At 63.4% G+C, this 19,236-nt stretch carries 23 protein-coding genes, 3 tRNA genes and 1 pseudogene; 13 read left to right on the forward strand and 14 right to left on the reverse strand.

The window, feature by feature from the left end:
• Positions 1 to 37: 37 nt before the first annotated feature.
• The 4 genes from X727_RS143780 to X727_RS143765 all read left to right on the forward strand — a co-directional run bounded on the left by X727_RS143780 (position 38) and on the right by X727_RS143765 (position 3,536).
• The gene (locus tag X727_RS143780) at positions 38 to 1,153 is read left to right on the forward strand and encodes an ABC transporter substrate-binding protein (protein ID WP_023689052.1); all 1,116 of its coding nucleotides are present in this window, start codon (positions 38 to 40) and stop codon (positions 1,151 to 1,153) included.
• Between the two features lie 21 nt (positions 1,154 to 1,174).
• Complete coding sequence (locus X727_RS143775; RefSeq protein WP_023670301.1) at positions 1,175 to 2,008, forward strand: ABC transporter permease; 834 nt, start codon at positions 1,175 to 1,177, stop codon at positions 2,006 to 2,008.
• On the forward strand, positions 2,008 to 2,814 hold the full coding sequence (locus X727_RS143770; RefSeq protein WP_023684771.1) for an ABC transporter permease: 807 nt from the start codon (positions 2,008 to 2,010) through the stop codon (positions 2,812 to 2,814). Before X727_RS143775 ends, X727_RS143770 begins: the two co-directional genes overlap by 1 nt.
• A gap of 107 nt (positions 2,815 to 2,921) precedes the next feature.
• Positions 2,922 to 3,536, forward strand: a complete 615-nt coding sequence (locus X727_RS143765) for a LysE family translocator (protein ID WP_245259945.1) — start codon at positions 2,922 to 2,924, stop codon at positions 3,534 to 3,536.
• A gap of 46 nt (positions 3,537 to 3,582) precedes the next feature.
• On the opposite strand, the gene X727_RS143760 is transcribed toward X727_RS143765, so the two are convergent.
• Entirely contained in the window at positions 3,583 to 4,440 is an 858-nt protein-coding gene (locus X727_RS143760; protein WP_245260072.1) for an alpha/beta hydrolase, read from the reverse strand.
• Positions 4,441 to 4,472: 32 nt separating this feature from the next.
• Positions 4,473 to 4,808, reverse strand: coding sequence for a hypothetical protein (locus tag X727_RS143755; RefSeq protein WP_031198108.1), 336 nt, complete (start codon positions 4,806 to 4,808; stop codon positions 4,473 to 4,475).
• 130 nt (positions 4,809 to 4,938) lie between these two features.
• Here X727_RS143755 and X727_RS143750 point away from each other — a divergent pair.
• Positions 4,939 to 5,012, forward strand: a tRNA-Cys gene (locus X727_RS143750).
• A 20-nt stretch (positions 5,013 to 5,032) separates the two neighbouring features.
• Here the strand turns inward: X727_RS143750 and X727_RS143745 are convergent.
• Both X727_RS143745 and X727_RS143740 read right to left on the reverse strand, forming a co-directional pair.
• A tRNA-Arg gene (locus tag X727_RS143745) sits at positions 5,033 to 5,109 on the reverse strand.
• 60 nt (positions 5,110 to 5,169) lie between these two features.
• Entirely contained in the window at positions 5,170 to 5,475 is a 306-nt protein-coding gene (locus X727_RS143740; RefSeq protein WP_023670294.1) for an ETC complex I subunit, read from the reverse strand.
• Positions 5,476 to 5,648: 173 nt separating this feature from the next.
• On the opposite strand from X727_RS143740, the gene X727_RS143735 reads away from it, so the two are divergent.
• The 4 genes from X727_RS143735 (at position 5,649) to X727_RS143720 (ending at position 8,104) form a co-directional block, all read left to right on the forward strand.
• Complete coding sequence (locus tag X727_RS143735) at positions 5,649 to 6,833, forward strand: NAD(P)/FAD-dependent oxidoreductase (protein ID WP_023727315.1); 1,185 nt, start codon at positions 5,649 to 5,651, stop codon at positions 6,831 to 6,833.
• 51 nt (positions 6,834 to 6,884) lie between these two features.
• Positions 6,885 to 6,961 (forward strand) — tRNA-Pro (locus tag X727_RS143730).
• A gap of 179 nt (positions 6,962 to 7,140) precedes the next feature.
• Positions 7,141 to 7,452, forward strand: a complete 312-nt coding sequence (locus X727_RS143725; RefSeq protein WP_023689055.1) for a hypothetical protein — start codon at positions 7,141 to 7,143, stop codon at positions 7,450 to 7,452.
• Between the two features lie 391 nt (positions 7,453 to 7,843).
• Positions 7,844 to 8,104 carry a hypothetical protein gene (locus X727_RS143720; protein ID WP_023834745.1) on the forward strand — a complete coding sequence of 87 codons (261 nt, stop codon included), beginning with the start codon at positions 7,844 to 7,846 and terminating at the stop codon, positions 8,102 to 8,104.
• 8 nt (positions 8,105 to 8,112) lie between these two features.
• Here X727_RS143720 and X727_RS143715 read toward each other — a convergent pair whose 3' ends face one another.
• The 5 genes from X727_RS143715 to X727_RS143695 form a co-directional block, all read right to left on the reverse strand.
• Positions 8,113 to 8,571 carry a type II toxin-antitoxin system VapC family toxin gene (locus X727_RS143715; protein WP_081726183.1) on the reverse strand — a complete coding sequence of 153 codons (459 nt, stop codon included), beginning with the start codon at positions 8,569 to 8,571 and terminating at the stop codon, positions 8,113 to 8,115.
• Positions 8,568 to 8,825: a type II toxin-antitoxin system prevent-host-death family antitoxin gene (locus X727_RS143710; protein WP_023711889.1), complete on the reverse strand. Its 258-nt coding sequence runs from the start codon at positions 8,823 to 8,825 to the stop codon at positions 8,568 to 8,570. The genes X727_RS143715 and X727_RS143710 overlap by 4 nt, the downstream gene beginning before the upstream one ends.
• Before the next feature lie 320 nt (positions 8,826 to 9,145).
• Positions 9,146 to 9,850: a DnaA regulatory inactivator HdaA gene (hdaA, locus tag X727_RS143705; RefSeq protein WP_023711890.1), complete on the reverse strand. Its 705-nt coding sequence runs from the start codon at positions 9,848 to 9,850 to the stop codon at positions 9,146 to 9,148.
• A 2-nt stretch (positions 9,851 to 9,852) separates the two neighbouring features.
• Complete coding sequence (locus X727_RS143700; RefSeq protein WP_023834746.1) at positions 9,853 to 11,046, reverse strand: AI-2E family transporter; 1,194 nt, start codon at positions 11,044 to 11,046, stop codon at positions 9,853 to 9,855.
• The gene (locus X727_RS143695) at positions 11,018 to 11,575 is read right to left on the reverse strand and encodes a CDP-alcohol phosphatidyltransferase family protein (protein WP_023734063.1); all 558 of its coding nucleotides are present in this window, start codon (positions 11,573 to 11,575) and stop codon (positions 11,018 to 11,020) included. Before X727_RS143695 ends, X727_RS143700 begins: the two co-directional genes overlap by 29 nt.
• Positions 11,576 to 11,762: 187 nt before the next feature.
• Between X727_RS143695 and purM the strand changes: the two genes are divergently transcribed.
• Genes purM through X727_RS143675 form a run of 4 tightly spaced genes read left to right on the forward strand, consistent with a single transcriptional unit; the run spans position 11,763 to position 14,427 of the window.
• A complete protein-coding gene (purM, locus tag X727_RS143690; protein WP_023733903.1) occupies positions 11,763 to 12,842 on the forward strand; it encodes a phosphoribosylformylglycinamidine cyclo-ligase in 1,080 nt (359 codons plus the stop codon).
• Positions 12,839 to 13,546, forward strand: a complete 708-nt coding sequence (gene purN, locus X727_RS143685; protein WP_023733902.1) for a phosphoribosylglycinamide formyltransferase — start codon at positions 12,839 to 12,841, stop codon at positions 13,544 to 13,546. The genes purM and purN overlap by 4 nt, the downstream gene beginning before the upstream one ends.
• 22 nt (positions 13,547 to 13,568) lie before the next feature.
• The gene (locus X727_RS143680) at positions 13,569 to 13,901 is read left to right on the forward strand and encodes a hypothetical protein (protein ID WP_023834747.1); all 333 of its coding nucleotides are present in this window, start codon (positions 13,569 to 13,571) and stop codon (positions 13,899 to 13,901) included.
• 10 nt (positions 13,902 to 13,911) lie between these two features.
• Complete coding sequence (locus X727_RS143675) at positions 13,912 to 14,427, forward strand: histidine phosphatase family protein (protein WP_023834748.1); 516 nt, start codon at positions 13,912 to 13,914, stop codon at positions 14,425 to 14,427.
• A gap of 191 nt (positions 14,428 to 14,618) precedes the next feature.
• On the opposite strand, the gene X727_RS143670 is transcribed toward X727_RS143675, so the two are convergent.
• From X727_RS143670 to X727_RS143655, 5 genes and pseudogenes are all read right to left on the reverse strand, one after another.
• Entirely contained in the window at positions 14,619 to 14,852 is a 234-nt protein-coding gene (locus tag X727_RS143670) for a DUF680 domain-containing protein (protein WP_023684758.1), read from the reverse strand.
• 236 nt (positions 14,853 to 15,088) lie between these two features.
• Positions 15,089 to 15,862 carry a 4-hydroxy-tetrahydrodipicolinate reductase gene (dapB, locus tag X727_RS143665; RefSeq protein ID WP_023834749.1) on the reverse strand — a complete coding sequence of 258 codons (774 nt, stop codon included), beginning with the start codon at positions 15,860 to 15,862 and terminating at the stop codon, positions 15,089 to 15,091.
• A gap of 63 nt (positions 15,863 to 15,925) precedes the next feature.
• On the reverse strand, positions 15,926 to 16,729 hold the full coding sequence (gene speB, locus X727_RS143660; protein WP_023834750.1) for an agmatinase: 804 nt from the start codon (positions 16,727 to 16,729) through the stop codon (positions 15,926 to 15,928).
• A gap of 96 nt (positions 16,730 to 16,825) precedes the next feature.
• Positions 16,826 to 17,997 (reverse strand): annotated as a pseudogene (locus tag X727_RS01000000164960) (amidohydrolase).
• 12 nt (positions 17,998 to 18,009) lie between these two features.
• The gene (locus tag X727_RS143655) at positions 18,010 to 19,236 is read right to left on the reverse strand and encodes a Zn-dependent hydrolase (RefSeq protein ID WP_031204513.1); all 1,227 of its coding nucleotides are present in this window, start codon (positions 19,234 to 19,236) and stop codon (positions 18,010 to 18,012) included.

Below are 19,236 nucleotides of genomic sequence, written 5' to 3' on the forward strand. Positions count from 1 at the left end.
ATAACCACCGGAACCAAAACGAAAAAGGGGAACTAAAATGACAAACCAAAGCAAAAAACAAGCCATGGACGGGCTGACCGCCCGGGCTGTGCGCGGCGAGATTTCGCGCCGGCAATTCACCCAGCTTGCAGCCCTCGTGCTGGCCGGCACACCGATGCTGCTGCGCTCGACCGGTGCCTTTGCGCAGGCCAAGGAGCTGGTGCTGGTCAACTGGGGTGGCGATGCCCTTACCGCTTATGACGCCGCCTACGGCCAGGCCTTCACCAAGGAAACCGGCATCACCGTCAAGATGGACGGTTCGGGCCCGACCGAAGGCGCGATTGCCGCACAGTTCAAGAGCGGCGCGCCGACCTGGGACCTTGTCGACGTCGACCCGTTCTCGGCCATCACGCTCGGCGCGCAGGGTGCGCTCGAGCCGATCGACTACGCCATCGTCGACAAGAAGAAGATGCGCGAGGGGTTCGGCTGGGAATACGCGGCGTCGACCTATTTCTTCTCCTATGTCATCGCCTATGATTCCGAGAAATACGGCAAGGACGCGCCGACCGGCATGGCCGACTTCTTCGACGTGAAGAAGTTTCCGGGCAAGCGCTCGCTCTACAAATGGGGCGTGTCGAGTTGGGAAGCAGCGCTGCTTGCAGACGGCATCGCGCCGGCCTCGCTCTACCCGCTCGACCTGAAGCGAGCGCATGACAAGATCGCCGCTTTCAAGGAAAACGTCGTGGCTTACTGGGGCGGCGGCGCCGAGAGCCAGAGCGTGCTGCTCAACGGCGAAGCCTCGATGGCGATCGTGTGGTCGACCCGCGCCTCGCTGATCGAGCAGGACTCGGGCGGCAAGATCAAGTTCATCTGGGATCAGGGCCTGATTTCGCCCGGCGCGCTGGCCGTGCTCAAGGGCAACCCCGGCGGCAAGGACGCAGCGATGAAGTTCATCGCCAGCGCCCAGGATCCGCAAAAGCAACTGGTGATGTTCGACAAGCTCGGACAGGGTCCGGCCAATCCGGCCGCCGATGCGCTGATCCCCGCCGACAAGAAGCGCATCAACCCGGTCGATCCCGAAAACATGAAGAAGCAGATCGCGCTCGACATGGACTGGTACGCCAAGAATTACGGGGCAGCACTCGACGAATACACCAAGATCATCTCGGCCTGACCAGGCCGGGCACGAGCTTCGATGAGAGGCACCCTCTCCGACAGGATGGGCGCGGCGGTGCTGATGGCGCCGCTGCTCCTGTTCCTTGTGCTGGCCTACGCCTGGCCGTTCCTCGGCGTCGTCAAGTGGAGCGTCACCTTGCCGACACCGGGGCTCGGCCAGTATGGCGCGCTCGCCACCGATGCCCTGGTGCAGTCTGTGTTCATCCGCACGCTGCGCATCGCGCTGATCGTCACCGTGGTTTCCGTGGCGGCGGCATACGCCATCACCATGGTGTGGGTGCGCGGCAGCCCGGCACAGCGCATAATCGCTGAATTCTGCATTCTCGTCCCCTTCTGGATCTCGGTGCTTACCCGCGCCTTCGGCTGGGTGGCGCTTTTGTCCAACCGCGGCCTGATCAACACCTGGCTGCAATCGATCGGCTTCATCTCCGAGCCGCTGGCGCTGGTGCGCAACGAGTTCGGCGTCATCGTCGGCATGACGCATTTCCTCATTCCCTTCGCGGTGTTCCCGCTGGCCTCCGCCATGCGCAGCCTCGACGAGCGCGTGCTGCTCGCGGCGCGCGGGCTCGGCTCCAGCCGTATGCGCACCTTCTGGACCGTGTTCGTGCCGATGACGCGCTCCGGCATCATCGGTTCGGCGATGATCGTGTTCGTCTTCTCGCTCGGCTTCTTCGTCACGCCGGCGATCCTCGGCGGCGGCCGCAGCGTGATGATCGCCGAGCTGATCTATCTCCGCATCTTCCAGAGTCCCGACTGGGGACTGGGTGCGGCGATCAGCGTCGTGCTGGTGCTGTTCGTCGGCGCGCTCATGGCGCTGCTGTTCCGCTATGTCAGACCGAAGCAACTGATCTGATGCCGACCTATCGCCCCGGTCCCGTCTCCCTGATCCTCGCCGTGCTAGTGGCGCTGTTCCTGCTGCTGCCGCTGTTGGCGGTCATCCCGGTGTCGCTGACGCCAAGCCGCATGCTGGCTATGCCGACGGGCGAACTGTCGCTGCGCCACTACCGCGCGCTGATCGAGGATCCGCGCTGGCTCGACGCCATCCTGCTGTCGATCCGCATCGGCATCGTCAGCAGCGTCATCTCCACCGTGCTGGCGCTGTGCTTCAGCCTTGGCGCCTGGATGTTCCAGCCGCGCTTCACGGCCACCCTTGTCGGCTTCGTGCTGTTGCCGATGGTGGTGCCGCCGGTGGTCTCGGCGATCACGCTCTACTTCCTGCTGACGTCGATCTCGGGCATGAGCTCGTTCTTCGGCTACGACACCTGGCTCGGCGTCGCCATGGCGCATTCGGTGATGACGGTGCCTTTCGCCACGGTGCTGATCCTGGTCTCGCTCAGCCAGCTCGACCGCCGCATCGACCTTGCCGCGCGCGGCCTTGGCGCCGGCGTGTGGGAACGCGCCACGCGCATCATCATGCCCAACATCAAGTTCGGCATCGTCACCGCCGCGCTGCTGTCCTTCGTGCTGTCCTGGGAAGAGATCGGCGTCACCCTGTTCATCACCTCGGTCAACGCCATCACGCTGCCGCGGCTGATGTGGATGGGCCTGCGCGACAACATCGACCCGGCGATCGCCGCGCTCTCGGTGATCCTGATCATCATCACTGTGCTGGTGCTGGCGGTGAGGACTGTGGTGGTGAAGATGCGCGGCGGGCACTGAGCCAAGGTGGCCAACAACAATCGGCGATAGCCAAGCCGCTGTGTGAAGGGCGTTACGGACGGTGAGCGCCGGGTACATTACGCGGCGTCATGGGAAACCTGCCGCTGGTGACATTTGCCTTCGTGTCGGTGCTCGGAATGGCGGTTCCGGGACCGGACGTCGTGCTCGCCATCACCAACGGCTCCCGCTACGGTTTTCGACGCGCGTTTCTCGGCATGGCCGGCGTCGTACTGTCTGATTTCGTTCTTATCAGCATCGTCGCGCTGGGCTTCGGCGCTCTTCTGCTGGCTTCGGAATTCTATCTCTCGGCTCTCAGGATGTTCGGCGCGGGCTATCTGCTTTTCGTCGCCATCGGTACCCTGCGCGCCGCATCCCGACCTTCGTTCAACCCTAACCTTCCCGAAACACGCCATTCAGCCAAGGCACTCATTGGGCGCTGCTTCCTGGTGGCGGTCACAAATCCGGCGGCCTGGCTGCTTTTCCCCGCGATCCTGCCGCATTTTGTCCGCGTGGATGAGCCGATCGCGATCCAGTATGGCATCCTGGCCATTATCGCCGCGCTTGCCGATGTGTTTGTGCTGACGTTTTACGCAGCCCTTGGCGCGCGGGCTGCAAGGCTTCTGGCTGGGCCAAACGCCGTGTGGATCGACCGGTTTTACGGTATCGCCCTGCTTGGTCTTTCGAGCACTTTGATCCTGCAATCCCTCGGCCATCTGAGATAGTCGACACAGGAACACACAGGCCCGGATTTTAGCAATCGGCCCGCAGTCAGCTTGCGAAGAATCTCGACAGCCTTGCAGCCGTGTCTTCGGGGTGCTCTTCCGGGAAGAAATGCCCACCCTTGACCGAGCCGCCTCCGACGTTATCAGCCCATTGCCGCCAGATCGCCAACGGGCCGCCCTCCTCCGCATACCAGTTCTCCAACCCGCCCTCGCCGCTCCAGAGCGCAAGCAGCGGGCATCTGATGCGACAGCCATTAGCCTGGTCCTGCGCGTCGTGCTCGCGGTCGATGCCTGCGGCGGCGCGATATTCCTCGCAGATGGCGTGGGCATGGGCGGGATCACGCAGCGCCTCGATATAGGCGGCCCTGACCTCAGCGGGAAAAGCATCTGGAGCCGAGCCCCAGCCGGCGATCGCATTGTCGACAACTGCGTCGGGTGCTGCGGACAACAGGCGCTCAGGCAGCGGTTCCGGCTGGGCGAGCAGGCTCCACGGCCAGAAGGCCAGCGCCAACCTGGCATCGGCCCGATCCCAGGCGGAGGCCGTGGGGACGATGTCGAGAACGGCGACTTTCGACACGGTTTCGGGATGGTCGAGCGCCAGCCGGTAGGCGACGCGACCGCCACGGTCGTGGCCGGCAACCATGAAACGGTCGAAACCGAGAACGTCCATAACCTGCACCATGTCGCGCGCCATCGCTCGTTTGGAATAGGCGGCATGATTGGCTCCGGAAGCCGGACAGGCGCTTTGTCCGTAGCCTCTCAGATCGGCGGCAACCACGCTGAAGTGCGGCGCCAATGCCACGGCGATGTCCCGCCACATAACATGCGTTTCGGGAAAGCCATGCAGGAGCAGCAGCGGCGGCCCTGAGCCACCGGCCCTGACGAAGATCGATGTCTCCTCCATTTGAACGGTCCTGGCGTCAAAGCCCGCAAACATCAGCTGCCGCCAACCATTCCGTGGCTGGAACGGATTCGCAGCACCTGGACACCCTTCGGCAATTCGATCAGGAACTCCTTGTCGCGGTCGAGATGGTGGATGCTTTGCGGATCGCCGCCGGTAAAGGCGGCCATCGCCTCGACGCTCTCCCAATAGGAGATGGTGATGAATTCCGAATGCGTCGGCGTGTCCTCGCGAAAAGTCTGCACGCCCAGCGCTTTCTCGATCAGCGGCTTGATACCGACCTCGTAGTTGTAGCGCTCATAGGCGTCGGCCTTGTCGGGCAAGGTCCTGCCGCGCCAGATGCGCGCAATGGTCGGGGTTGTCGGTGCCATCAGCAACAAACGCCTGAACGCGAGCCGCGTTCCGAACATCTCGACTGGTGGCAGCCGGATCGCGGTCCGAACCTGCGAGCAGAGGCCGGCCAAGTTGACTAGCTGTCGCGGTCAATGCACAAGGAGCCATGGTCTGAGGGCGGGACGGTGACGCATCGGTCTGCAAAACCGACGTAGTGGGTTCAATTCCCACTCAGGCCTCCACACTATCTCTTTGAAGTTGTTGGCGATCCCGACAGGATTCGAACCTGTGACCATCGGCTTAGAAGGCCGGTGCTCTATCCAGCTGAGCTACGGGACCGCTGGCCGGCATTTGATATCTTGGCCGGCTGGTGTCTATGTGCCAGGCGCTGACCGCCGGTCAATGCGTCCAGGGTATCCTGCGGTCATAGCGGAAATTTTCCGCATAGGAAATCTGCCGGCGCTTGGTCTCTTTCGGCTCCTCGACACGGAAGGCCAGCCCCTGCTTTTCGGCATAGGCCACCGCTTCTTCCCTGGTGTCGAAGGTCAGCCTGATCTGGCTCAGCATGTCGCCCGATGTGGTGTAGCCCATCAGCGGGTCGATCTTCTTGCGTTGGGCGGGATCGAATTCCAGCACCCAATGGCCGGTCTTGGCCTTGCCGGACTGCATCGCGGTTTTGGCTGGGCTGAAAATTCGCGCGGACATGGGCACCTCGTAGCTGCGTTGGCGGTAGCGCCGCCTTATTTCAGTCAATACTGTGCAACACTGCCGACGGCAAGGCCGAAGCGGCCTGCAACCAGGCCGCTTCGGCAGCGGCATCGGCCCGATACACTGGCGTAGCATCAAAAGTCATGGTCATGATGGCGACACAAAGAGGCATGGACGCAGGGATTTTGCACGCCGAGGCCGACAGCCAAGCGATTTTCGACGGCGCGATCGTGATCGGCGCCGGGGCAGCCGGCTTGACCGCAGCCCATGCGCTGCTCAAGACCGGCGTGCCTGTGATGGTGTTGGAAAAGGAAGCCCGGCTGGCCGAGCCATGGCACGGGCGGCACGAGCGACTGCATCTCAACACGCATCGCGACCTTTCGGCGCTGCCGGGCGTTTCCTTTCCTGCCGGCACCCCTGCCTTTCCGCACCGAAACACCATCATCGGCCATTTGAACGAATTCCACGCCATGCACCGGCTGCCGGTCGAGTTCGGCATCGCGGTCGAGGAGATTGGCTTCGAGGGCGACCACTGGCTTGTGCGGACCAGTGCCGGGCCGCGGCTGGCGCGCCATGTCGTCATCGCCACCGGGCGCGACCGGCAGCCCTTCATCCCGGCCTGGAAAGGCATGAAGGCCTTTGCCGGACGCATCATCCATTCGGCCGCATTCGGTAACGCCAAGGCCTATGCGGGCAAGAAAGTGCTGGTCGTCGGCGCCGGCAATTCCGGCTTCGACGTGCTCAATCACCTGGTGGCAGCCGACGCGGGACAGATCTGGCTGTCGGCGCGCAACGGTCCGGCACTGCTGCCCAAGCGCCTCGGCCAGATCGCCGTCCACCGATTTTCGCCGATCCTGGCGCGGCTGCCGTTCAAGCTCGCCGATGCGGTGATGGCGGCGACGCAGCGATGGGCCTTCGGCGACCTCACGGCCTACGGCCTGCCGCCGACGCCTTCGGGCGGCGCAAGCCGGCTGGCGTCGGATTATACCGCCATCGCCACCGATGACGGCGCCGTCGATGCCATCAAGGACCGCAGGATCATCGTGCTGCCAACCGTGCGGGAATTTACCGGCGACACGGTCGTTTTCGACGATGGCGCGACGATCCAGCCCGATATCGTCATCGCCGCGACCGGCTACCGCACCGGGCTCGAGGCCATGCTGGGCAAGCTCGGCGTGCTCGACGAAAAGGGCGTGCCGCTGTTCAACGGCGCCGACAGCGACCCGCGACTGCCGGGCCTGTGGTTCACCGGCATGCGGCCAAGCATCCGTGGCTGCTTCGCCAATGCTCGCATCCAGGCCAAGGCGATCGCAGCCAGGATTGCGCGGGAGCGCATACCGCCAAGCCCCGTTTGATGTTTTAGGGGTTGCGCGACAGGGTCCGGAACCGTATACGCCGCAGGGCCTCGGAGTGTAGCGCAGCCTGGTAGCGCATCTGGTTTGGGACCAGAGGGTCGGGAGTTCGAATCTCTCCACTCCGACCATTTTTTCCCACAAAGCCAGTCCTTGCCCAAGGTATCACTCCCAAGGTCGCCAATGGCTGCCTCGCCGGTAGCGCATGGCGGCACGCATTGCCCAAGCAGCAGCCGCTCGCCGATCGGACCCTACATTGGAACACCAGTTCGCTCCGAGAGTTGTGTATGTTCAACCCAAGGAGCAAACAATGAAAACCCTTCTCATCGCCTCGATGATCGCGTTCGCCGGAACGGCGGCTTTGATCGCACCGGCGCAAGCCGCCAGTCTGACTATCCAGTCCGATGACGACGATCAATATTCGTCCGACGATGGCGATATACAGATTCTTCGCCATCACCAGCGCCACAAAGACTATAGCGACGACTATGGCGACGACTACAGCGACAACCAGGATGGCCAATGGCGGCGCCACCATCGCCATCACCGCTGCCATATCGAACTGGTCAGGCACTGGCGCCATCACCACAGGGTCGTCGAAGAGGTCAGGGTCTGCGGCTGATCCGATCGCTTTAGACCTGCTACGGCCGAGTTTGGCGACCGGAGCACCAATCTGACCTAAAGCGCGTCTCATTTGAACGGACTCACGCGACGCGCTTGAGGTCTTGTTTGATGCATGTTTGATGCATGCGGTTCTCTCAAAACCGGGGCCACTTGAGCGACATGCATCAGGCGCCCGTGTCATCGAACAGCATCCCTTCGGCGGGTTTGGCTGAAAATCGACGCAGGGATAATCCCCTCGCTTCCACCTCTATCGCCGGTCTAAAAGCGCGTCGCGCTGAAACGTATCCAGGCGACGCGCTTTGATTTTTGTTTTGATGCATGTCGTTCTCTCAAAACCGGGACCACTTTTGAGCGACATGCATTAGACTCCGGGCAAGGGGAGATTCTGGATGCTTGGTCTCGAGGCATGGCTTTCGCTGATTGGCCCTGCCTACTTCGCTTACATCCGCATCACGGTTCCGTTCGTCGTCGTCTGGGCCATTATCTGTGCAGCCCTGTGGATCTGGAACAACCGGCCGAGCAAGAGGCAAGGCCCTCCCCGCTCGTGGCCCGCCAGCGTGCTGTTCTTTGTCGTCGTTGCCGCGTGCTACGTGGCAGCGCATACGGTGGTCTATCTGCTGGTCCGGTATCTGGCGGCGTTGTGGGCATAAACGTAGCTCTATAGAGCGCTCTCGATATCGGTCTTCGAAAAATCGTCGCCAACATAGAGTAAGCGGCAGGCTCGATCCTTTGCCACTTCATAGGCAAAGCAATCGCCGAAATTGAGCCCGGCCGGATGAATACCCTTGCCCCATCGCCCATACGCCTCGGCTATGCGTCGGCCAGAGGCTGGTGTCACCGCCGTGACCTCGAAGCCGAGCCCGTCGATCAGGCCGGCCATTTCCTCACCGACATTGCGCCTATCCGCCACGATCAGCGCCTCGGCCACTGTGCCAGCCGAGATCAAAATATCGTCTTCGGCTTCCAGCGCCGCAATGCAGGCACTGGATTGAGGTTCGGCAAGAACGATCNCCGAGATCAAAATATCGTCTTCGGCTTCCAGCGCCGCAATGCAGGCACTGGATTGAGGTTCGGCAAGAACGATCGCCATCAGGGCCGAGGTATCGACCACGATCATTCGGGCAGGCCATCAGCGCCATAGAGGAAATCCTGGCTCCGCGCGGCATCCGACCCGGCCTTTGCCTTGGCAGCGCCGGATGCTCGCATTGCCTCCAGCAATGCCCGGCGGCCTTTCCTGTCAGGGGCAGCCTTCACGGGAACAAGGCGCACGGCTGCATGACCATGGCGGGTCAGGATAATTTCATCCCCAGCCTCGGCACGACGCACCAGTTCGGTGAGCTGCCCCTTGGCGTCTGTAACGGATACCTGCATTGACCGCTCCTTTATGGACCATGCTCTGGTCCATATCCAAAAAGTAGACCATCTAATGGTCCATTTCAATGCAGGACGATGAGATCTTGCGGCTTGGTGAAGTCTGAATGACAGCTGGCGCGCAATCGTAGGCCTTGCGGCGATTCTATCTGAAGGTAAGCTCGCCGGGCGAGAACCCCAATCATCACTCCCGGCGAGCCTACAACCCGATCAGGAACGCGATCAGGACCGGGGTCAGCCGGCAAACGCAGTGTTGCAAGATGGATGCCAGAGGTTTCTTCTCGAAATGGGACAGGAGCGGAGTCTTCTCCTTCCACTGCCTAAACCTCGAACTCGCCCTGCCCTTCATCCATGGCGCTGACGATCTCGGCGGCGAGCGCCCTGGTGATCGGCGTCTTGCGCTCGAGCGCCGTGCGGTCGAGGCGTTCGACCACGCGCATGGCGGTGGCCAGCGAGCGCTCGATGCGGCGCACCAGATATTGCACGACATGCGGCTCGACCTCGACCTGGCGGTCGGCGAAGAGTTTGGCGATGACACCGGCCAGAAGCAAATCGTCCGGCTCATGGATCTCGACGGTTGCCGCCGCCTTCAGCCGCGAGGCAAGATCGGGCAACGTCACCCTCCAGGCGGCGGGGAAGCGCCGCGCCGTCAACAGCAAGGTGGCCCCGGCGCCGCGCACTTCATTGATGAGATGGAACAGGCCCGCCTCGTCGATGGCTGTCTTGTCGACATCGTCGATCAGCGCGGGCCTGCCGCCAAGCCCGGTGATGGCATTGCCGATGCGCTGGGCATCGACCGCCACAGCGTTGGCCCGCGCCTGCCAGATCGAGCCCAGATGTGTCTTGCCGGAACCGGCCGGGCCAGCGAGCACGATCACCGGCGACGGCCAGTCCGGCCAGCGATCGACAAGGGCTGCCGCCTCGCGGTTGGTGGCCGACACCACCAGTTCGTCGCGCGAGTAGCCGGTGCCGTGGCCAAGGTCGAGCGGCAGTTGGCGCGGCGGTTCGGTCTTATGATCCGTCACGTTCAGCCGCGCGGCGACCGGTGGCCGCCGCCGCGAGCGGCGGGCAGCGGCGGGACGGGCTCGCTGGAGTGTCCCTTGTAGAGCGGCGATTCGAGATAGCGGGCAATGGCAAACCGCACCAGCACGGCAACCGCCGCCGAAGCAGGAACGGCGATCAAAAGGCCGACGAAGCCGAACAGGGCGCCGAAAGCGAACAGCGCAAACATCAGCCAGACCGGGTGCAGGCCGACGCTTTTTCCGACCAATCTGGGCTGCAGGATGTTGCCTTCGATGAACTGGCCGATGAAGAACACCACGGCGACAGCAACGATCATGGTCCAGTCCGGCCAGAACTGGACGAAGGCGACGCCGACGGCCAGGACCAGTCCGGTCAGCGAGCCGACATAAGGGATGAACGAGATCAGCCCGGCGAAGAGGCCGATGAGGATGGCGAAATTCAGCCCGGTCAGCGTCAGGCCGGTGGCATACATGCCGCCGAGCACCAGGCACAGCGTGCCCTGGCCGCGCACGAAGCCGGCGGTCGCGGTGTTGATGTCCCTGGAGATCGCCCTGACCGTCCCGACATAATCGCGCGGCACCCAGCTGTCGACGACCGCCACCATGCGATCCCAGTCGAGCAGCATGTAGAAAGCGACAACCGGAGTGACCACGAACAGGCTGACCACCGACACCAGAGCAACGCCGGAACTCCAGATCGAGGTGAAGACGGTGCTCAGCAGGCCGAAACCGGAAGTGAGCAGCGAATTCAGCCCGTCGCGCAGGCCATTGGCATTGACGCCGAATTTCTGCTCCAGCCATTTCGGATCGAAGCTGGTGATCAGCGACTGCAGCCGGGTCAGATATTCCGGCAGCTTGCTGGCGAAATCGGCCATCTGCGTGGCCAGAACCGGAACCAGGATGACGAAGGCCAGCACCAAAAGGACGATGAAGGCGATCAGGATGACCACCGTCGCCATCAGCCGGGAGAGGCCGAGGCGTTGCAGCCGGTCGGCGACCGGGTCGAGGAAATAGGCCAGCACCATGCCGGCAACGAACGGCAACAGGATGCTGGAAAAAATGTAGAGGAACAGCGCCAGGAAGATTGCCGTGCCCAGCCAGAAGAAAATCTGGCGGCGAAACGCCAGGGACGCAGCCGCCTCTGCCAGCGCTGCAGTCGCGGCATTCTTGTCAACTACCCGGGGTGGAGCCTTCGCCATAGCCGCTCATATGCCTCAGCCAAGCCACGAGATAGGCCGCGGCCGAAGCCACGGTCAAGACCCCGGACAGCAATATGAGCGCAGGCCTCAGCGGGTCGAGGTGGAGGCCAAGGGCAAGTTCGCCCAGCACCACGGCGCCAGCACGATCTGGGCGGCGGTGTTGGCCTTTCGACACATAGAGCGGCTTCATCTCGACCGGATGCGCCATGACCGTGGACAAAAGCACGGCGCAGATGATCAGCGCATCGCGTGACACCATGGTCACCACCAGCCACAGCGGCAATTGCCCGATGAAGCCCATGACCACGAACACCGAGACCAGAAGCACCTTGTCGGCCATTGGATCGAGATAGGCGCCGAATTTCGAATGCTGGTTGAAACGGCGGGCGATGAAGCCGTCAACGCCGTCGGAAATGCCGGCGACGAGAAAGCCGGCAAAGGCCCAGTCCCAGCGCATATTCAGCATCGCCAGTACGACGGCCGGAACCAGCACGAAGCGCAGGATGGTGATGAGGTTGGGAATGGTCAAAGGCATGTCCCGCCATGCTTGTTCTGCAGATAGATGATGGAGATGGATTGTGGCTGCAAGGACCAGCGGTGAAGGGGCGACTGTCCACGTATTTATCTTGGGCAAAAGCCCGGTATCCTGTCGTCATCCTTGCCCCCCGAAACCATTCATGCGAAGAGCCGCCGAGGGAAACAGGGATGCGCCGACGATGAGCAAGGGCGACCGGGCCAAGCGCAAGAACGGGCTCACCTATGCCGAGGCGGGCGTCGACATCGATGCCGGCAACCTCATGGTCGAGAAGATCAAGCCGCTGGTGCGCGCGACGCGCCGGCCGGGCGCCGATGGCGAGATCGGCGGTTTTGGCGGCCTGTTCGACCTCAAGGCGGCGGGTTTCACGGATCCGGTGCTGGTTGCCGCCAATGACGGCGTCGGCACCAAGCTGAAGATCGCCATCGATGCCGGCAAGCACGACACGATCGGCATCGACCTCGTCGCCATGTGCGTCAACGACATCGTCGTGCAGGGCGCCGAGCCACTGTTCTTCCTCGACTATTTCGCCACCGGCAAGCTCGACCCCGACCAGGGGACGGCAATCGTCGGCGGCATAGCAATCGGCTGCCGACAGGCCGGCTGCGCGCTGATCGGCGGCGAGACCGCTGAAATGCCCGGCATGTATAACGACAAGGATTACGACCTTGCCGGCTTCGCCGTCGGTGCGGCCGAACGCGGCCAGTTGCTGCCGACCGACGATATTGTCGAAGGCGACGTGCTGCTTGGGCTGGCTTCCTCGGGCCTGCATTCGAATGGCTTTTCACTGGTGCGCCGTATCGTTGCCGTCAGCGGGCTTGCCTGGAGCGATCCGGCGCCGTTCAACGACGAAGCGACGCTGGCCGAGGCGCTGCTCGAGCCGACCCGCATCTATGTGAAGTCGGTCCTCAAGGCCATCCGCAACACGCATGGGATCAAGGCACTGGCCCATATCACCGGCGGCGGCTTTCCCGAAAACATTCCGCGCGTCCTGCCCAAGGACTTTTCCGCAGAGCTCGATCTCAATGCCATCGATGTGCCGGCGGTGTTTTCCTGGCTGGCGAAGACTGGCGGCGTGGCGCCGGAGGAGATGATGCGCACCTTCAACTGCGGTATCGGCATGATCCTCGTCGTCGCCTCCGGCCAGGCCGCACAGGTCGCAGCCGTGCTGCAGGAGGCCGGCGAGACGGTGACGCCGATCGGCCGCATCGTGCCGCGCCGCGACGCCGGCGTCATTTATCGGGGCTCGATCGGCCTATGAGCAGGAAACGCACGGTTGTTTTGATCTCGGGACGCGGCTCCAACATGACGGCGCTGATCGCGGCGGCCAGCGACCCGGCCTATCCGGCCGAGATCGTTGGCGTCATTTCCGACCGGGCCAACGCCGCCGGCCTCGGCATCGCGGCCGCGCGCGGTATCCCGACCAAGGTCATCGTGCGCGCCGACCATGCCAGCAAGGAAGCCCATGATGCGGCGATCGACGCCGCGCTGATTGCATTCAACGCCGAGATCGTGGCGCTGGCCGGCTATCTGCGCATCCTGTCCCGCGGCCTGGTCGAGAAGTGGCAGGGGCGCATGATCAACATCCACCCTGCCCTGCTGCCGGCCTTCAAGGGCCTGGATACCCATGCACGCGCATTGTGCGCCGGCATGCGTATCCATGGCTGCACGGTGCATTTCGTTACGCCTGAGATGGATGACGGCCCGATCATCGCGCAAGCCGCGGTGCCGGTGATGGTCGGCGACAATGAAGACACACTGGCCGCCCGCGTTCTGAAAGCCGAGCACCGGCTCTACGCGCTGGCGCTCGGCCTCGTCGCCGACGGCAAGGCGCGCATGGAAGGCGGCCGCACTGTGCTGGCGCATTTCGCTGACGATGCCGAAAACGGAACTTCGGTGGTGATGGCCCCCGACCCGCTGCGCGAAGAGCGCGATCTCGAACATCTGGCGCGGATCACGCCGTAGGCGCTTCAGGACCTGAAAGCCCTTGGATATTTTTGACAGCGCGATCCGGAGAAAAGGCGATCTCGCCGGCGTCTTTGAACATGACGACACTGAAGGGCCAGCAAACGCCACGGCTTATTTTTACCTATACGAAGCGCATGACGAGGTAGTTGGGCGGATCATCGGCGCAATTCATATTCGATCGGGTGCCTGGGCGATCACCGAAGCGGATATTGCCGTCCAATGGGACAATGATGAGAGGCGCGTCGGCCTTTTCATCTTCGGCACTTTGTCGGCAGCCTTTGATGCCGCTACTGGCGCTAAATACGGTGGCGGATACGGCATGGACTTCCAGCGCGAAATTCCCTGGTCCTGAGATCTAACAGATGAAACAGCTGCTTCTTCTTCGCCACGCCAAGTCGAGCTGGGACGACCCGGCGCTTGCTGATTTCGACCGGCCGCTCGGGCCGCGCGGGCTGAAGACGGCGCCGCTGATGGGGCGCGAACTGGCCCGGCGCAGTTGGCTGCCTGACCTGGCGCTGGTGTCGCCGGCGCTGCGCACGCGCGAGACATGGCGGCTGGTCTCGGCGGAACTTTCGGCGAGCGTAACGGTGGAGTTCGCCGAGGCGCTTTTCGAAGCCACGGCTGGCGACATTCTGGCCGAGGTGCAGCAGGCAGTCGCATCGGCTGGCTGTCTCCTGGTGCTCGGCCATAATCCCGGCCTGGAGGACTTTGCCCGCCGGCTCGCCGGTCCGCGATCGAGTGTGGCTGCTCTCAGGAAACTTGAAGAGAAATTCCCGACCGGCGCCCTTGCCCGCTCTGTCATCGACGGCGACTGGGCGAATCTCGGCTTCGGCGCGGCCCGGTTGACGCATTGCATCAAGCCGAAGGATCTAAGCTAGACCAAGCTGCCTAACGGGCTAGCCGCAGGTGACAGCCGCAAACCGTGTTTTGAAAAGACCACGGTCAAACAAGGAGATAGGACCAATTGCTGGCGGATTGATTCAAGATCTTTGCGGCCCGATCAATTGCATAAAAACAAGAGCGGTGGGCCGGGCCCACCGCTCTTTGTGGTCGTCGATTTCCCATAAAATCAACGACCCCAGATGCCCTGGCCGGATTCCGGCTGGTTCGAGTCGCCCTTGATCGTGAAATCGCCGAGGCTGGCCGGCTTGCGGATCGAGGCGGTATAACTGTGATCGATGTTGCCGGCGGGCGCTGTCACAGCAGGCTGGTTGACGCCGTCGGAGCCGTAGTGGTCGCTGCCTGCGAAAGCGGTGCCGGTGGCAAGGAGGATGGCAGCAGCGGTAAGTGCGATCTTGGTCATTTCAGGTAATCCAGATTTTTCAGTTCTGTCCGTCAAGTGGCGTGCCTTGGGAGGAATTCGCGTCGCTCGGACCACCCCGAAATGGGTGTGCGTTGCTGCCATTGCCAATCACAAAAATGTGCGAACCGAACCGTTCGGTTCGGTGTTGGAAGGCGCGAAATGGCGTAGTTGTTGCTATATTCTATTCTCTAGGCGGCTCCGACCTCCAACGCCCCTCGTTGCGTTACCCTTGCATCTCAAAAGGTCGTGAAGCCCAGTACGTCGCGCATGTCGTATTCGCGGGGCGGCCGGACGGCGACCCAGCGTGCTGCCGCAATGGCGCCGCGCGCGAACATCGAGCGGTGGCCCGCCGAATGGGAAAGCGTGAGCGTCTCGCCCTCGGCCAGCAAGCTCACGCTGTGCTCGCCGACGATGCTGCCGCCGCGCAGCACGGCAAAGCCGATCTCGCCGGCAGGGCGTGGACCTGTAAGGCCGTCGCGGATGCGTTTCGCCACATCGTCCAGCCTGACGCCATGTCCGCGAGCGGCCGCCTCGCCCAGCATCAGCGCCGTGCCCGACGGTGCGTCGACCTTCATGCGGTGATGCGCTTCCAGGATTTCGATGTCGGTGTCGGGACCAAGTGCTCGCGCCGCCTGCTCGACCAGCCCGGTCAGCATGCTGAGCCCGAGCGAGTAGCTGCCGGAGCGAACGATGGCGACGGACTTCGAAGCAGTAGCGATGGCGGCGAGATCGGCCGGCTCGAAGCCGGTCGAGCCGATGACCAGCGCCGGGCCACCGCAGGCCGCGCAAGCTTGTGCAAGATCGACGGAGGCCGAAGGCGTGGTGAAATCGATGATGACATCGGCAAGCGCCAGTGCTTCGTCGCGTTCGACCAGCCCCTCGCCGGCGCTGCCCGGCCTGTGAAAGCGGGCGACGAGCGCCAGCCTGGGATCGGTCTCGACGGCCAGCGCCATCTCCCTGCCCATGCGGCCGAGCGCACCGGCTATGGCTATCTTCAACAGATGCGGCATGGCGGCTTTCACTGGAAATGCGAGTCACAACAATGATCTACCATGCCGCCCTGCCAGATTGATTCAGCCGGCGCCATGCGTCTTGAGCATCATGCCGGCGATCTCCTTGACCAGCTTGGCGGCAACCAGCGCGGTGAGATTGGAGACATCCTGGCTTGCATTGTATTCGAAGACATCGGCGCCGACGATGGGCTGGTCGATCCGCTGGATCAGGTTGATCACTTGCCGGGTTGTAAGACCACCGGGTTCGCGGTGCGACACGCCGGGCGCACAAGCCGGGTCGAAGCCGTCGAGATCGACCGAGAGATAGACCGGCGTCTTGAGATCGAGCTGCAGACCCTCGCTGAAATGCCGCGCCTCGATCATTTCGACGCCGAAGCGCTTGAGCTGGTCACGAAGCTCATCATTGAGGGTGCGCAGGCCGATCTGGATCAGCCGGTCAGCCAGCCCCTCCTCCAGGATGCGCGCGAAGGACGAGGTGTGGGACCGCCTGTTGCCCTGATAGGCATCGTAGATGTCGGGATGGGCGTCGATCTGGACGATCGTTAGCCTGGCATGGCGGCGGCGCACGGCACGCAGCACCGGCCAGGCGATGGCATGATCGCCGCCGAGGCTGATCAACGGGTGGCCGGCATCCAGCGCGCGGCCGACCTCGGCCTCGATTCGCTCCCACGGATCGCCGGCGCCTGAAAAGTCGATGTCGCCGTGGTCGACGAAACTGTCCGCCACATCGAAGCCGGTTTCGCTCCACGAGCTGTGCGCGTCGCTTTTGAGTTCCCGCCGGATCAGGGCCGGCGCTGCGGCCGCGCCCTTGAGATAGGACGAGTTCTCGTCATGCGGTATTCCCAGAAGCGAAACCCTGGCCATCGGCGTGCGATCTCCGGCAACAGGCCATCTCCCTAAACCCGGCAGCTGGCTGGCGATAGCAGTGCCGCTTGGGCCAGTTGCGAAGGCGATCAGGCGTCACTTCACGATCGCGCCGCCCAGCCTTTGCCTGACGATCGCGGCGTGGAAATTCGTGCCGTGCAACAGCCCGTCATCGTTGAAGTCGTAGCTGGAATTGTGCAGCGGCGGCGAGGTCTCGCCATTGCCGAGAAAGACGAAGCAGCCCGGTACGTGATCGAGGAAGCGGGCGAAATCCTCCGAGGCGGTCATCGGCTCCGCCGCGATGCTGGCGGCGCCATAGGCCAGCACGCGCCTTGCGGCGACAAAGGCCGCGTCCACCAGGTCGGCATCGTTCTGCAGCGGCACGAATTCCCTGCTATAGGTCACGTCGGCGGTGACATTGTAGGCAGCGGCGGTGCCTGCCGCGATGACCCGCATCTGGCGCTCGATCTCGGCGCTGACCTCGGGACGAAAACTGCGGCGTCACCGAGGATGCAGGCGAGGCCGGGCAATGCGTTGCGGGTGCCGTCGGTGATCAGCTCGGTCACCGAAACCACCGAAATGTCGGCGGGACTCAGCCGGCGCGAGACGATGGTCTGCAGATTGGTGACCAGCGCGCAGGCGGCGACCAAGGTCTCGTTCCCGGAATGTGGCCGCGCCGCATGGCCGCCGATGCCCTTGAGCACGATCTCGAAATTGTCCTCCGCCGACATGAACGGGCCGGCACGGGTCTCGAAATGCCCGACGGGCAGGCCAGGCATGTTGTGCAGGCCAAAAATCTCGTCGAAGGGAAAGCGCTGCAGCAGCCCGTCGTCCAGCATCGCCAGCGCGCCCCTGCCCCATTCCTCGGCGGGCTGGAAGATGAAGCGCACGGTGCCGTCGAAACCGCCCTGGGCGGCCAGCAGCTTTGCCGCGCCGAGCAGCATGGTGGTGTGGCCGTCATGGCCGCAGGCATGCATGATGCCGGGGTTCTGCGAGCGATGGGCGGTCGCGGACTGCTCGGTGATGCGCAGCGCATCCGTGTCGGCCCTGAGCGCAATCGCCCGGTTGCCGCTGCCGCGCTTCAATGTGCCAACGACGCCGGTGCCGCCGACCCCCTCTGCAACATCGTCCAGCCCGAATTCGCGCAGCTTCGCGGCGACAAAGGCAGCGGTGCGCTTTTCCTCAAAGCCGAACTCGGGGTGCGCGTGCAAATCGCGCCGCCAGCCGGTCATTTCCTGCTTCAGCACATCACGATCGAGCTCAGCCATTTTCTCCCCGACCTATTTTGCAAGCTCACTGGCGACATCAAGCAGGATGTTGGCGCCGGCGACAAGCTCGGCATCTTCAGTGTGTTCGCGCGGATTGTGGCTGATGCCACCGGCGCTCGGCACGAAGATCATTGCCGCCGGCGCGAGGCGGGCCATCATCTGCGCGTCATGGCCGGCGCCCGATGTCATGCGCCTGACGCCGAGACCGCGGTTCTTCGCGGCCGCCTCGATCAGTTCGACGATGCCGATGTCGAATAGCACCGGTTCGAAGCGGGCGAGCCGCTCGACCGAGATCGATACGTTCTCCAAAACCTCAAGCTCCTCGAGATAGGCAGCAAGGGCCGCCTCATGCGCCTGCAAGCGCTGTTCGTCGGGATCGCGCAGGTCGATGGTGAAGACGGCGCGCGCGGGAATGACGTTGATGGCGTTGGGTTCGAAGCGCATCGTGCCGACCGTGGCCACGGTTGGCCCATTTGAAGCCCTGGCCCGATCGTGCAGGAAGGTGATGATGCGGGCGGCGGCGTGGCCGGCGTCGCTGCGCATCGACATCGGCGTGGTGCCGGCATGGTTGGCGGCGCCGTCGATGGTGATGCGCTGCCAGGAAATGCCTTGCAGATTCTCGACCGCGCCGATCGGCACGCCTTCACGCTCCAGCACCGGCCCCTGCTCGATATGAAGTTCGAGATAGGCATGCGGCTTGAGGAAGCCGGGTTCGCGGTCGCCGGCATAGCCGATGCGGGCGAGCTCCTGGCCGAGCACGCTGCCATCCGTGCCGATGGCGGCCAGCACGGCCTCGGCGCTGACGCCACCGGCATGGCATAGCGAGCCCATCATGTCAGGCGTGTAGCGCACGCCTTCCTCATTGGTGAAAGCGGCGACCGCGACCGGGCGCGACGGCGAAAAGCCCGAAGCCTGCAGCGTCTCGATCACCTCCAGCCCGGCCAGCACGCCGTAGCAGCCATCATAGATGCCGGCATCGATAACGGTGTCGATATGCGAACCGATGAGCAGCGGCGCCTGCCCGGCATTGTCGGGGCTTTGCCAGATGCCGAAGATATTACCGACCCGGTCGATGGCGACTTCCAGCCTGGCCTGCCTGAGCCAGCCGACAAAGAGGTCACGGCCCTGTTTGTCTGTGTCGGAGGCGGCGAGCCGGATCAGCCTATCCTCACTGTCGCGGCCAACGGCGGCGAGTTCCCGGATGCGGCCAAGAAGACGCTGTGCATCGATCCCGATCAT

Origin of the sequence: Mesorhizobium sp. L103C105A0 (assembly GCF_000502215.1) — a bacterium.
Lineage (GTDB): Bacteria > Pseudomonadota > Alphaproteobacteria > Rhizobiales > Rhizobiaceae > Mesorhizobium.

What these genes read in the sequence shown, in the direction of transcription:
- X727_RS143780 (WP_023689052.1), top strand. Translation starts at nt 38, where the DNA reads ATGACAAACCAAAGCAAAAAACAAGCCATGGACGGGCTGACCGCCCGG.
- X727_RS143675 (WP_023834748.1), top strand. Translation starts at nt 13,912, where the DNA reads ATGAAACAGCTGCTTCTTCTTCGCCACGCCAAGTCGAGCTGGGACGAC.
- X727_RS143775 (WP_023670301.1), top strand. Translation starts at nt 1,175, where the DNA reads ATGAGAGGCACCCTCTCCGACAGGATGGGCGCGGCGGTGCTGATGGCG.
- X727_RS143655 (WP_031204513.1), bottom strand. Translation starts at nt 19,236, where the DNA reads ATGATCGGGATCGATGCACAGCGTCTTCTTGGCCGCATCCGGGAACTC.
- purN (WP_023733902.1), top strand. Translation starts at nt 12,839, where the DNA reads ATGAGCAGGAAACGCACGGTTGTTTTGATCTCGGGACGCGGCTCCAAC.
- speB (WP_023834750.1), bottom strand. Translation starts at nt 16,729, where the DNA reads ATGGCCAGGGTTTCGCTTCTGGGAATACCGCATGACGAGAACTCGTCC.
- purM (WP_023733903.1), top strand. Translation starts at nt 11,763, where the DNA reads ATGAGCAAGGGCGACCGGGCCAAGCGCAAGAACGGGCTCACCTATGCC.
- dapB (WP_023834749.1), bottom strand. Translation starts at nt 15,862, where the DNA reads ATGCCGCATCTGTTGAAGATAGCCATAGCCGGTGCGCTCGGCCGCATG.
- X727_RS143670 (WP_023684758.1), bottom strand. Translation starts at nt 14,852, where the DNA reads ATGACCAAGATCGCACTTACCGCTGCTGCCATCCTCCTTGCCACCGGC.
- X727_RS143710 (WP_023711889.1), bottom strand. Translation starts at nt 8,825, where the DNA reads ATGCAGGTATCCGTTACAGACGCCAAGGGGCAGCTCACCGAACTGGTG.
- X727_RS143720 (WP_023834745.1), top strand. Translation starts at nt 7,844, where the DNA reads ATGCTTGGTCTCGAGGCATGGCTTTCGCTGATTGGCCCTGCCTACTTC.
- X727_RS143770 (WP_023684771.1), top strand. Translation starts at nt 2,008, where the DNA reads ATGCCGACCTATCGCCCCGGTCCCGTCTCCCTGATCCTCGCCGTGCTA.
- X727_RS143700 (WP_023834746.1), bottom strand. Translation starts at nt 11,046, where the DNA reads ATGGCGAAGGCTCCACCCCGGGTAGTTGACAAGAATGCCGCGACTGCA.
- X727_RS143735 (WP_023727315.1), top strand. Translation starts at nt 5,649, where the DNA reads ATGGACGCAGGGATTTTGCACGCCGAGGCCGACAGCCAAGCGATTTTC.
- X727_RS143760 (WP_245260072.1), bottom strand. Translation starts at nt 4,440, where the DNA reads ATGGAGGAGACATCGATCTTCGTCAGGGCCGGTGGCTCAGGGCCGCCG.
- X727_RS143740 (WP_023670294.1), bottom strand. Translation starts at nt 5,475, where the DNA reads ATGTCCGCGCGAATTTTCAGCCCAGCCAAAACCGCGATGCAGTCCGGC.
- X727_RS143755 (WP_031198108.1), bottom strand. Translation starts at nt 4,808, where the DNA reads ATGGCACCGACAACCCCGACCATTGCGCGCATCTGGCGCGGCAGGACC.
- X727_RS143725 (WP_023689055.1), top strand. Translation starts at nt 7,141, where the DNA reads ATGAAAACCCTTCTCATCGCCTCGATGATCGCGTTCGCCGGAACGGCG.